Source organism: Mesorhizobium sp. M2A.F.Ca.ET.039.01.1.1 (genome assembly GCF_003998035.1).
In the GTDB taxonomy this organism is placed as follows: Bacteria; Pseudomonadota; Alphaproteobacteria; order Rhizobiales; family Rhizobiaceae; genus Mesorhizobium.
The window spans coordinates 1-12,223 of sequence record NZ_RZRY01000131.1 but is presented as its reverse complement, the minus strand read 5'-3'; the positions used below and the strand labels follow the sequence as shown (position 1 = coordinate 12,223).

Sequence of the window (12,223 nt, the reverse complement as noted above, 5' to 3'; positions counted from 1 at the left end):
GCCGTGCAGATAGCCGTGATCGAGCAGCGTCTTCATCAAGAGCGGAATGCCGCCGGCCTCGAACATGTCCTTGGCGACATATTTGCCGCCCGGCTTGAGATCGGCGATATAGGGCGTCTTCTCGAAGATCGCGGCCACGTCGAAGAGGTCGAACTTGATGCCGGCCTCATGCGCGATTGCCGGCAAATGCAGCGCCGCGTTGGTCGAGCCGCCGGTGGCCGACACCACGGTCGCGGCATTTTCCAGCGCCTTGCGCGTGACGATGTCGCGCGGCCGGATGTTTTTCGCGATCAGTTCCATAACCTTTTCGCCCGAGGCGAAATTGAAGCGGTCGCGCATCTCGTAGGGCGCCGGCGCGCCGCAAGAGTAGGGCAGTGCCAGGCCGATCGCCTCGGCGACGGTGGCCATGGTGTTGGCGGTGAACTGGGCGCCGCAGGAACCGGCCGAAGGACAGGCAACCTGCTCGATCTCAAGCAGTTCGGCATCGCTGATCGTGCCCACCGAATGCTGGCCGACCGCCTCGAACACATCCTGCACGGTGATCTGCCGGCCGCGATAGCTGCCGGGCAGGATCGAGCCGCCATAGATGAAGATCGAGGGCACGTTGAGGCGCACCATCGCCATCATCATGCCGGGCAGCGACTTGTCGCAGCCGGCAAGCCCGACAAGGGCGTCATAGCAATGGCCGCGCATGGTGAGCTCGACCGAATCGGCGATCACCTCGCGCGACACCAGCGACGACTTCATGCCTTGGTGACCCATGGCGATGCCGTCGGTGACGGTGATGGTGCAGAACTCGCGCGGCGTGCCATTGGCGGCCGCCACACCCTTCTTGACCACCTGCGCCTGGCGCATCAGCGAGATGTTGCAGGGCGCAGCTTCATTCCAGCAGCTCGCGACGCCGACCAAAGGCTGCGCGATCTCGGCCGCCGACAGGCCCATGGCATAAAGATACGAGCGATGCGGCGCCCGCGCCGGACCTTCGGTCACGTAGCGGCTGGGCAGCTTGGCCTTCGAGATTACCTTGGCGTCCATACTCGTCCTTGCCGCACACCCCGCGGCCGGTCCCCTCGCCGCGCCAACCTGGCACGCATCCCGGGACATATCTCGGGTGCTCCGGGTTTATGGCGGGAAATGGGCAGTTCCCTCAGTCTGACTTCTACAGCAGGGCTTGTTCAGCAACTGTTGCCGAAACGTCACAATCGAATGGGGCGGCGATTGCGCGGCGAATCTGCAATAGCGCGCCGAGAGGCTATGCTGAGCCCTCGGCTAGACAACAAAAAAGGCCGAGCAATGCTCGGCCTTTTTCCCGAATTTTCAGAACTTAGAACTTGATCTTGAGACCACCCGAGATCGCCGTGACGAGATCGTTGCCGAAGTCGTAGCTGACTTCGGTGCCGGCCTGATATCCGTTCTCACCATTCACTATCCCGGAATGGCCGCTGGTCAACACACCAATCGCGCCGGCCAAGCGAAGTTCAATGTTCGGCCGCGGCGTATAGGCAACGCCACCGCCCAGCGTCCAGGTGTCGGTCTGCGAGCCGTAGCCATGCGAGGTGCCGCGATCCCAGCTCAGTTGGCCGGCGGCGCTCCACTGATCGTTGAACTTGTGGCCAATGCCGCCGGAAACGGTCCAGCCGTCACGATACATCAAGTCCAGCGACGTGATTTGGCCCGAATGCAGTGCATCACCGGTGACACATGCCGAAGAGGGAGTGCCTACGACGCAGATCGGAACACTTTGCAGCAGGCTCCAGTTGACCCACTTGACTGAACCGAAGGCGAGCCATCCCGGCGCTATACCCGACTGAAGCTTGAATTCGACGACATCCGGCATGTACTGCGTCGAGCCGTAGATCGGGAAAATCGGTGCGCCAACGTTCGACAAGTCCAATGTGCCCGAAATATTGTCGAGCTTGACCTTCGAGTTATAAACGAGGCTTGCGCGCAGCGCGATGTCCGGGATTTCGTAGGCAATGCCGGCGCGCCAGCCCCAGCCGCTGCTCGTCAGATCGACACGGCCGGTTCCCTGGAAGTTGGGAACCAGCGGCGACACCAAGTCTTCCTTGAAGCCGTAGACCTTCTGGTAGAAAACACCGCCGATGAAGCGAAGCTGACCTTTACCCGCGTCCATCTTATAGGAACAGGTCGCGCCGTAGCTGTCGCTCTTAATGTCGGTTTCCATGTTGGACTGGGCGCCGGCCCACAGACCGGGCGATGTATGGGCGCCCCACGGCTGTGAATAGTCGACCATGCAGTCGACGCCAGGGACAAGCTGGGCCTTTGCGCCGATGCGAGGTACCCAATAGTCCTCACTTTCGTTCGTTGAGCTGCCGAGGGCGGTGATGTTCCCGTCGAGCGGATTGGTGTCCACCCCGTTTTTGAGTTTGCGATCCGGCATCACATAGGTCGCTTCGGCTTCCGTCGCAAAAGGCGCCGGATCGAACAGCAGGTCGATATCATAGCCGCCGCGCTCGATGCCGCCGGCACGCGCGGGCTGCATCGCGGCTCCGACCATGGCAAGCGAAAAGCATCCTGCCCCCAGCAGTGCTTTGAGACGCAAAATGCTCATGGAAATCCCTCCCCGAAATACAAGTGGCTCAAGCTAGAACCAATTCGGGTTAACGACGCAACAACGTTTTCAGGAGCTGTACACGTACATCTTGACAGCACGTATTTTTGCCATGGTGAGGCGCGCCGGAATTGGCGCCCAAATCGCGCCAACCAGGGTCAAATGATCGAAAAAACCGCGAAAACCACCCAAAACGGGGCAAAAACAGCCGATTTCAGGTCCTTTCAGGCCGCATTGTTACATTATGGCAACAATTCGGCCCAAACTTTCCGTTTACGTCAAAATTAACGTAGCGGAACGCCTATTTTCGAGGCAGCTAACGTACCGGAAAGCAGCTCCGCGCCGAGGCGATTCTTGCCGCTCAGCCGGCGTCGCGAACCCTTGTCAAAGCCACCGATAGCTTCTCCTGCGCCTCGCGATATTCGGCGAGTTTTTCGCGCTCGGCCTCGACCACTTCTTCCGGCGCATTGGCGACGAACTTCTCGTTCGACAGCTTCTTGTGCAGGCGGGCGATCTCCTCGGTCACCTTGGCCAGTTCCTTCTGCAGCCGCGCAGCCTCGGCCTGGAGGTCGATCAGGCTGCCGAGCGGCAGGCTGATCGTCGCCTCATTGAGCACGATCTGTGCCGAGCCCTTTGGCGGCGCATCGACCAGAGCGATATCGCCGACGCGCGCCAGCCGCTTTATCGCCTGGGCGTGACGCTCCAGCCGCTCCTGCGTCAGCGTGTTAGCGCCGATCACCATCAGCGGCGCGATCGCTGCCGGCGGCACGTTCATCTCCGACCGCACTGACCTGATGCCCGAGACGAGGTCGACCAGCCAGTTGATGTCGGCGGCAGCCTCTTCGTCCTCGAAGTCGGGCGACGGCCAGGCGGCATGGCAAAGCAGCGAGGAGCGCTCCTTGCCTTCGCCAGCGGTCTGCGCCCACAGCTCCTCGGTCATGAACGGCATCATCGGATGCAGGAGCTTGTAGATCTCGTCGAGTACGAAGGCGACGCAGGCCCGGCTCTCAGCCTTGGCGGCCTCGTCCGTGCCCATGAACACCGGCTTCAACAGCTCCAGGTACCAGTCGCAGAACAGGTTCCAGACAAAGCGATAGGCCGCGCCCGCCGCGTCGTTGAAACGATAGCTGGTGATGCCTTCGGTGACCGCGCGCGCCGCTCGCGTCAGCTCGGTCAGGATCCAGCGATTGACCGGCAGCTTGGCGTCGTTCAGCCAGAACTCGTCGTTGCGCGCAACCTCGTTCATCTCGGCGAAGCGCGTCGCGTTCCACAGCTTGGTGCCAAAATTGCGATAGCCGGCGATGCGCGCCGGATCGAGCTTCACGTCGCGCCCCTGAGCCGCCATCACTGTCAACGTGAAGCGCAGCGCATCTGCGCCATATTCGTCGATCAGGTCGAGCGGATCGATGACGTTGCCCTTCGACTTCGACATCTTGGCGCCGTTCTTGTCGCGCACCAGCGCATGCACATAGACGGTGTGGAACGGCTCCTCGTCCATGAAGTGCAGGCCCATCATCATCATGCGGGCGACCCAGAAGAAGATGATGTCGAAGCCGGTCACCAGCACGTCGGTCTGGTAATAGGTCTTGAGCTCGGGCGTCTGGTCGGGCCAGCCGAGCGTCGAGAACGGCCACAGCGCCGACGAGAACCAGGTGTCGAGCACGTCCTCGTCGCGGGTCAGGATCTCGCCCGGCTGGAAATTCTCGAGCTTGTCCTCTACCCAGGCCTTCCACGGCCCTTCCAGCGCCAGGTAATATTCGACCGCCGCGGCCAAAGCCTCTTCCTCGGTCTTCTCGACGAAGACATGCCCGTCCGGCCCATACCAGGCCGGGATCTGGTGGCCCCACCAGAGCTGGCGCGAAATGCACCAGGGCTGGATGTTCTCCATCCAGTCGAAATAGGTCTTTTCCCAGTTCTTCGGCACGAAGTTCGTGCGGCCCTCGCGCACCGAGGCGATCGCCGGCTTGGCGAGCTCGGCGGCGTTGACATACCATTGGTCGGTCAGGAACGGCTCGATCGGCACGCCGCCGCGGTCGCCATGCGGCACGGTGTGCCGGTGCGGCTCGATCTTGTCGAGGAACCCGCCCGCTTCCATCAGCTCGACGACCTTCTTGCGGGCAGCGAAGCGGTCGAGTCCGTCGAGCTCGTCCCAGACGGCCTCGCGCTCCGGCGTCACCTCGAGACCGGCGAGGAAATCCTCGTTGTCCTTGAGCTTGATGGCGGCTTCGACTGTCAGGATGTTGATCGCCGGCAATTTGTGACGCTTGCCGACCTCGAAGTCGTTGAAATCATGCGCCGGCGTGATCTTGACCGCGCCGGAGCCCTTCTCCGGATCGGAATATTCGTCCGCCACGATCGGTATCTTGCGACCGACGATGGGCAGCACGACGTTGCGGCCGACCAGATCGGTGAAGCGCTCGTCACCCGGATGAACGGCAACCGCCGTATCGCCAAGCATCGTCTCGGGGCGCGTCGTGGCGACCGTGATGAAGGTCTTCGGGTTCTCCGGATCGAACGCTTCGCCTTCGATCGGGTAACGGAAGTGCCAGAGATTGCCGTTGACCTCGTGCTGCTCGACCTCGAGGTCGGAAATGGCCGTCAGCAGCTTGGGGTCCCAGTTCACAAGGCGCTTGTCCTTGTAGATGAGGCCTTCCTTGTAGAGCGTGACGAAGACTTCCAGCACCGCCTTGGACAGGCCTTCATCCATGGTGAAGCGTTCGCGCGACCAGTCGGCCGAGGCGCCGAGGCGCTTCAGCTGGTTGAAGATCGCGCCGCCGGATTCGGCCTTCCACTCCCAGACCTTCTCGATAAATTGCTCTCGCGTGAGATCGCGGCGATGGATCTGCCTTTCCATGAGCTGGCGCTCGACCACCATCTGCGTGGCGATGCCGGCGTGATCCATGCCGGGCTGCCAAAGCACGTTCTTGCCGCGCATGCGCTCGAAGCGCACCAAAATGTCTTGCAGCGTGTTGTTGAGCGCATGGCCCATATGCAGCGAGCCGGTGACGTTCGGCGGCGGGATGACGATGGTGAAGGCGTCCGCCCCTTCCTCCGCGCCGGCGCCGGCCCGGAAGGCGTCGGCCTCTTCCCAGATTTTGGCGATCTTCGGCTCGACGGTCTTGGCGTCGTAGGTCTTTTCAAGCATGGAGGAGGTCCGGACTGTCGGTAACAAGCGTCCGGTGTAAATCGGAAGGTCTTGGCCGAGTCAACCGCGAGAGCTGCGATCACCGTCACAGATAGGCCTGCCGCAGCCCGTGGCAATGTCGGCCGAGCAGGAGCAACGCGCGCTCACCTGAGAGCCTTGAACAAGGCGCCGCCCGAAGGCGGCGCTTTTCAGCTTGCGTGTTACGGCGGCTACTGCGCGCCGCGCGCCACGCGCTCGATCTCTTCGCGCACCAGCCTTTCGACCAGCGTCGGCAGGTTGTTGTCGAGCCAATCCTGCAGCATCGGCCGCAACATCTCTTCGGCCATTTCATCGAAGCTCTTCTTGCCGCGGCTGGCAAAGGCATCGGAAAGCTCGCCGAACGCGGCGGCAACCTGCCTGCCCGTGTGCTCGGAAAGGATCGCGGGACGGGACGGCTGAGCCTCAGGCGCGGAGGACTGGGGAGCGTCGGCATGCGCAACGGCTTCGACCGCGGGCTCCTCCTTGTCGATCTCGACCCGCGGCGCGGCTTCCGGAGCCCGGACAGCCGGCTTCGCCGTAACGGTGCTGCCTCCGGCCGCGGCGATTTCCCGCCGCCAATCGGCGACAATGGTCTCGGCGGTCTGCGGCGCATTTGCAGCGGCGGGCCTGTTGGCGGCTGCCGGCGCGCTCGGCTCGACCGCGTGTCTGACACCAGCCTCCGCCGGGGTCGCCGGCGCTGCCTTCACCGGCTCCGGGCGAGCCTCGGCGCGCGCAAGCACTGGATCGGTCGCGGCAAGCTGGGCCTGGACCTCCGCCAGCGTCGCCGGCCTGCGGGGACCGGCATCGGCATGCAGTTCGGAACGAAAGGCGTCGACCTCGACAGCGGGTATCGCAGCGGAGGGAGTGTTGACGGCGGCCGGTTCCAGGTCCTGGCGCAGGTCACCGGCCTCGGCCGGCTGCTTGCGACCGGTATCGCTGTCCTCGATGATCCTTCGGATGGAAGCCAGTATCTCTTCCATGGAAGGTTCGCGCTGCGCGCTGCTTGCCGTCGCCATCGTCACATCCGCCGCCCTTGTGACCACTACGCAATTCCGTTCCTGCCCGGGCCGGAATTCGAATCAGTGGAGACAGCGTAACCGACCGATCGCCATCCGAGAATCCCCAATCTGGGGACTCTTTGGATTTCAACAGATTAGGAGATTTCAACAGAAAGCATGTCTCTCGAAAGTGGGAACCGGTTTCGGGATAAAGACATGCATAAAATCAAAAACCTAAAGCGCATACGCGCTTCAGGCGATGCGCAGCCCGGTCAGTCATCCTGAAAAGACAAACGCCGCGCATCCATGGGACGCGCGGCGTTTATCGAAGCTTGGATCCGAAATCAGCGTCCGTCGGGCGTGCGCAATCCGATCCACTTGTCCTTGACGGCGTTGTAATGCTCTTCCGGCCTGTATTTGGTGACGGCCAGGCCCAGGCGATCGACCGACAGCCGTCCCATCGCCGACAGGATGGCGTAGCTCGCCACCACCACATCGCGCTCGGAGCTTGCCTGGTTGATCTTGGCGGTGATGACGGCGTTCTGCGCGTTCAACACGTCGAGCGTCGTGCGCTGGCCGACATTGCGCTCCTCGATGACACCGTTCAGCGCCAGCTGCGCGGCGTCGATGACCTGCCTGTTGGCATCCACGCTTTCGCGCGCTGCGACATATTGCGTCCAGGCCGAGACCACGGCCTGGCGCACCTGGTCGCGGCTGACATCGACCTGGATGCGCGCCTCGCTGAGCGATTCCTTGTTCTGCCGCACAATCGCCGAGGTCCGGCCGCCCGAATAGATCGGTATGGTCAGAGTTGCGCCGATATTGGCGGACGTCGAGCTACCGTTGGGACTGCTGGAGGAACCGGGAGAGGTGTGGCTGTAATTGTCCGAGATGCCGGCGGAGGCCGAAAGCTGGGGCAGCAGCGCACCTTCCGACGACTTCATCGAAAACGCCGCCGCATCGACGAGATGCTGCGTGGCAAGGATGGCCGGATGCTCGGCGGAAGCGACAGCCAGGGCGGAATCGAGATTGCCCGGCAACAGCTTGCCCAGCGGCGAGGCCGCCTTCAGCTTGCCCGGCTCGTCGCCGACGATCTGGTGGTAGGTGGCCGCGCTCGCCAGCGCCGTTGCGCGGGCGGCGCTCAACTGAGCCACGGCCGTGGCGCGCGAGGCGTCGGCCTGGGCGACGTCGGTACGGGTGCCCTCGCCGACCTCGAAGCGCGAGCGGGCGGCGCGCGCCTGCTCAGTCAGGAACTGCAGGTTCTGCTCGGTCAGCACCGCGACCTGGCGGTCGCGAATCACGTCCATATAGGCGCTCGCCGCGTTGAACAGGATGTTCTCTTCGGTGTTGCGCAGGCTTTCGACCGAAGCCTTCACCTGCGATTCGGCGGCAGCGACATTGTTCTTGGTCTGAAAGCCGTCGAACAGCGTCTGGTTGATCTGCACGCCGAAGCTGCCGGTCGTCAGTCTCCTGCTGGTGCCAAATCCGTGCGTGTTGGTGTAGTCGATGTTGGCCGAACCAGTGACGGTCGGGCGCCAGCCCGACTTGGCGATGGCAACACCCTCATCGGTGACGCGCACGCCGGCGCGCGCGGCGTTGAGCTGCGAATTGTACTGGTAGGCTTTGGCGAGGGCGCCCGTAATGGTCTCGGCGGAGGCGGCCAACGGCGAAAGCGCTGTCGCGGAAACGAGAATCGCTGCTAAAACTCTTTTGTGTCGGGGCGGCACTTTATTTCCCTCATTCGTTTACATGGGAACCACGCCACGTCAGCCTACCCTTACGGATCGACCGGCGCCGCGTTGTTTATCGTTCCCCCGCTGACGGCCTCCCGAAACGCCCGGTTAACCAAATCAGCAACGATTGTCAGGCGCAAGCGATCATGACAGCGCCTTCGCTGCAAGGCAAAAACGCTCAGAATTCAAACGCGTGAGCACGTTCGAAGCCCGGTAGTGGCTTAATTGCCGCATTAAAGGCTCGTCTTCCGGTTACAACCCCCCCGGCTTTAAAAAACAGCCGGGCCACGCCAGAGTTGCCTTGTCCCTCGACCGCAACCAGGCGTCCATCTTCCGCAAGCTGGTCGAGCAGCGCCGGCGCCACTTCCTCGACGCTGCCGCCGACGAAGATGACGTTGTAGGGCGCTTTAGCGGCATGCCCCTGCGGCAGCGGCCCGGTGACCACAGTAACATTCTCGCAGCCAAGGCTGGACAGCGTGGATTTCGCGGTCTCCGCCAGCGCGGGATCGCTTTCCAGCGCCACCACGGACCGGGCAAGCCTGGACAGCAATGCGGCGGAATAGCCGCTGCCGCAGCCGACATCGAGCACCGAATCACTCGCGTCGATCTCGGCCAGTTGCAAAAGCTTGGCGAGCGGCGACGGCTCCATCAGGTAGCGTGGGCCGCTGCCATTGGCGCCGTTCGAAATGCGGATGTCTTCGTCGATATAGGCCAGATCCCGCTGCCCGGCGTCGACAAAGGCCTCGCGCGGAACGCTCAGCATCGCTTCGATGAGAGGCGCGCTGGTGACATCGGTGGTGCGGACCTGGCCGTCGACCATCTTCACGCGGCGTTCGGAAAAATCAGCGCTCATGTCCCAACAATCCGCTCTCCGCGCCAAACGCGCGGCTAAAACTTCGACTGGAACCCCGCTCCGGCGCGATTGCGCTGGAGCCCGCAAGCATCTGGAGGCCTCGCCCGGAATCGAACCGGGGTGCAAGGATTTGCAGTCCTCTGCGTAACCACTCCGCCACGAGGCCTCGCAATGCTCCCGGCGTTCCGAGCGAACTCATTATGTTGACGCTCAAAGGTCGTCAAGCGGCGGCGCGTCATTCCCGATGCTTTCGCATGGAGCGGCCAAAGTGGTGATTACCAATCGGTTGTCGCGACTCCGGTATCGCCGTGGTGCAGCCGTCCCTGCCTCTCAGTCGGGTCGACGCCGACGTTCCCACCAGACGATGAAACGCCGCCGGTGGCGTCGGATCATGGCGAATTCATAGGACAGAACCAGGAGACCGAGCGGAATCATCCAGAAGCCGAGAATCGGCAGAAAGCCCAGAAGCCCGCCAAGGGTAAGCAGCATGCCGATGGCGATTCGCCAGCCGCGCGAGCGCGGCATCGTGAACTCGCGGCCTAAGATCGAAATCTTCCGTGCCGGGGCGTTGTCATCGTCCGCTGCGGTCATTCAAACCAATCCCATCCGCTGCCTGAGCCATGTCAAGGCGATGACCGGCCGCTTTGTTCCATGCCGGTGTGAAGCCCTTCATATGTGGGCGCGCCGAACGATGGCACAAATAGCCGCATCAAAAACTGGAGAAAAATTGCGAAATGCTGCTTTGCAAAGCCGAAAGGTGTTTGCTATAGGCTGCGCCACTCACGTCAGAGCCTCCGTTCCCCGGTAGCTCAGTGGTAGAGCAACCGGCTGTTAACCGGTTGGTCGCTGGTTCGAATCCGGCCCGGGGAGCCAACAATTCCAAGATCTTCAGAGTTTTTCAGAGCAGCCAAAATCGGCTGATCTGCGGCATATCTATACAACTCGACTTCGCTGGGTGCCGATCTACACCGGAACCGCTCGAAGGGAGAGTTGGCACCATGGATCGCGTTTTTGATGAGCGGATCGGCCTGCAGAGGGCACATCGGCGATGGAATTTTCGTGCCCCCAGTCCAGACTTGGGCGATTCGCCCAGCCGGCAACCTGGCGACCAGTCCTAGTTCCCGGTCATAGGTAGCTGTCGCGCCAAGTCACTATATATTAGCAATAGCTTGTATTTATGAGTCCCTGGCAGAAAATATCGGTCGGGCATCTGAGGGACTGTCCGATGCGTTGGCCCCTGTTCGTCATCGCGCTCATTATCGGCTTCATTCTCTGGGACCGTTTCGAGAACGACGGCACCTATACCGCTGAAGTCGAGCGAAGTTTCCGTAGCGCTGCGTTGGATATGCCTGGAGGCTTCGGGTGGAAGCCATCACCGTCAATCGCGACGCGTTGAAACCCTGAACGCCGCGCAGAGTTGATGACAATCTTGATAACCAATTGCAAGATCACAGTGACAGCGCACCTTCCTTTTGCATTCAGCCACGGGCTGCTGAAATTCAGGAGCACTAGCTTGCTGGTTAGCCAACGACGTTAGGCCCAACGCAATGGGCATTCAGTCCAAATTGCTGGTTTTTACGACGCCAAATAACCTCGCGAAGGAAAGGCAGGGGGACATGGCGTGGAAACGGGCGATTGCAGTCAAGGATTGGTCTTGCGCCATGAGTGACGAGATTGGCCGAGTGGTCTTGGCCATAAACTCGACCGAAGGTGAAACGACCTACGTCCTTATGACGATCTTCCAGGCGGCAAAAATGGCCCAGGAACTGCGGTCGCCGAAGATGGTCCCCCGATACGACATGTAGCCATCTCTGGCGAAAACACCGAGCAGCACAAAGCTGGCTGGCCCGCCTGGTTGAGGGAACGGAGCCAGGACCGGCGCCACCCACCCCGCATGGGCCAAATTCCCTTACCCATTGCACCGCCGAATTTTGCTTTGCGGCTCGGCCACCCTGCCTTAGCCTCCGCTCAAACACCTTGCCGACAAGCCGATCGCCGGACCATGCCGTGCCCCTGAAAGCCACCGCCCATATCGAGGCCATGTCCGCTTTCGCGCTGGCGAATTTCGGCGGCTATGGCCGCCCGACATTGGCGCAGAACGAGAGCGCCTTCCCGCCCAGCCCCAAGGCGATCGAGGCCGGCCGCGATGCCGTGGCGCGCAGCCATCTTTATCCGGACCCAGACTGGACCTTGCTGCGCGAGGCCATCGCAAAAACCTATGGCGTCGAGCGTGACCTTGTCCTGTGCGGTGCCGGTTCGATGGAGCTGATCGCCTGCACGATTGCGGCCTTCGCCGGTCCCGGCGCGGACGTGCTTGGCACGGACTATGCCTATAATTTTGCTGCCTCGGCGGCAGCCCGTGTCGGGGCGACCTATGTCAAGGCGCAGGAGCGCGGCTATGAAGTCTCGATCGACGCCATCCTGGCGGCGCTCACGCCGCAGACGCGCATCGTCTTCGTCTGCAATCCGGGCAACCCGACCGGCACGCGCATCAAGAACGCCGAGCTGCTGCGCCTGCGCGCGGCGCTTCCCGGCGACGTTCTCCTGATGATCGACCAGGCCTATGGCGAATTCGACGATCAGGATCCGCAGGCAATCTTCGCGCTGGCCGGACGCGGCGACACCGTCGTCCTGCGCAGTCTGTCCAAGGCATACGGGCTGGCGGGCGCGCGCGTCGGCTGGGGGTTGTTCGCGCCCCAGCTCGCCGCCGAAGTGCGCAAGATGCAAAACTCGAACCAAGTCTCGACGGTCAGCCTTGCCATGGCCGTCGCGGCCGTTGAGGACCGGGCTTATACGCGTGCCATCGTGGCGCGCACCGCCGACACCCGCGATCGCTTCGCGCAAGGCCTGCGGGCGGCTGGCTACGAGGTCCCGGAAAGCCGGACGAATTTCGTGCTGGTGCGC

Annotated in this window: 9 protein-coding genes and 2 tRNA genes; 3 read left to right on the top strand and 8 right to left on the bottom strand. The window is 62.3% G+C overall.

Translation table 11 applies throughout. The features are described 5' to 3' along the window. From EOA24_RS12945 to EOA24_RS12910, 8 genes are all read right to left on the bottom strand, one after another. Positions 1-1,035 (bottom strand): dihydroxy-acid dehydratase (locus EOA24_RS12945; protein WP_189353931.1); only part of this gene is annotated, 1,035 nt, incomplete at its 3' end. 289 nt (positions 1,036-1,324) lie between these two features. Next, positions 1,325-2,572, bottom strand: coding sequence for an OmpP1/FadL family transporter (locus EOA24_RS12940; protein WP_126082278.1), 1,248 nt, complete (start codon positions 2,570-2,572; stop codon positions 1,325-1,327). 361 nt (positions 2,573-2,933) lie between these two features. Continuing rightward, a complete protein-coding gene (locus EOA24_RS12935) occupies positions 2,934-5,717 on the bottom strand; it encodes a valine--tRNA ligase (RefSeq protein WP_126082277.1) in 2,784 nt (927 codons plus the stop codon). A gap of 209 nt (positions 5,718-5,926) precedes the next feature. Next, positions 5,927-6,751, bottom strand: coding sequence for a PopZ family protein (locus EOA24_RS12930; protein WP_126082276.1), 825 nt, complete (start codon positions 6,749-6,751; stop codon positions 5,927-5,929). Positions 6,752-7,077: 326 nt separating this feature from the next. Then, the gene (locus EOA24_RS12925) at positions 7,078-8,460 is read right to left on the bottom strand and encodes a TolC family outer membrane protein (RefSeq protein WP_127409843.1); all 1,383 of its coding nucleotides are present in this window, start codon (positions 8,458-8,460) and stop codon (positions 7,078-7,080) included. Positions 8,461-8,644: 184 nt separating this feature from the next. After that, the gene (locus tag EOA24_RS12920) at positions 8,645-9,319 is read right to left on the bottom strand and encodes a protein-L-isoaspartate O-methyltransferase (protein ID WP_127409842.1); all 675 of its coding nucleotides are present in this window, start codon (positions 9,317-9,319) and stop codon (positions 8,645-8,647) included. 92 nt (positions 9,320-9,411) lie between these two features. Beyond that, a tRNA-Cys gene (locus EOA24_RS12915) sits at positions 9,412-9,485 on the bottom strand. 164 nt (positions 9,486-9,649) lie between these two features. Next, positions 9,650-9,910: a hypothetical protein gene (locus tag EOA24_RS12910; protein WP_126082274.1), complete on the bottom strand. Its 261-nt coding sequence runs from the start codon at positions 9,908-9,910 to the stop codon at positions 9,650-9,652. A 207-nt stretch (positions 9,911-10,117) separates the two neighbouring features. Between EOA24_RS12910 and EOA24_RS12905 the strand changes: the two genes are divergently transcribed. The 3 genes from EOA24_RS12905 to EOA24_RS12895 all read left to right on the top strand — a co-directional run. Next, positions 10,118-10,192 (top strand) — tRNA-Asn (locus EOA24_RS12905). 674 nt (positions 10,193-10,866) lie between these two features. Continuing rightward, on the top strand, positions 10,867-11,124 hold the full coding sequence (locus EOA24_RS12900; RefSeq protein WP_189343111.1) for a hypothetical protein: 258 nt from the start codon (positions 10,867-10,869) through the stop codon (positions 11,122-11,124). Positions 11,125-11,326: 202 nt separating this feature from the next. Next, positions 11,327-12,223: histidinol-phosphate transaminase (locus EOA24_RS12895; RefSeq protein ID WP_245501786.1), on the top strand; the 897-nt coding region annotated here is incomplete at its 3' end.

Bases quoted from the DNA above. Each gene is read 5' to 3' on its own strand.
- EOA24_RS12910 (WP_126082274.1), bottom strand. From the start codon at position 9,910: ATGACCGCAGCGGACGATGACAACGCCCCGGCACGGAAGATTTCGATC.
- EOA24_RS12940 (WP_126082278.1), bottom strand. From the start codon at position 2,572: ATGAGCATTTTGCGTCTCAAAGCACTGCTGGGGGCAGGATGCTTTTCG.
- EOA24_RS12935 (WP_126082277.1), bottom strand. From the start codon at position 5,717: ATGCTTGAAAAGACCTACGACGCCAAGACCGTCGAGCCGAAGATCGCC.
- EOA24_RS12930 (WP_126082276.1), bottom strand. From the start codon at position 6,751: ATGGCGACGGCAAGCAGCGCGCAGCGCGAACCTTCCATGGAAGAGATA.
- EOA24_RS12920 (WP_127409842.1), bottom strand. From the start codon at position 9,319: ATGAGCGCTGATTTTTCCGAACGCCGCGTGAAGATGGTCGACGGCCAG.
- EOA24_RS12900 (WP_189343111.1), top strand. From the start codon at position 10,867: ATGGGCATTCAGTCCAAATTGCTGGTTTTTACGACGCCAAATAACCTC.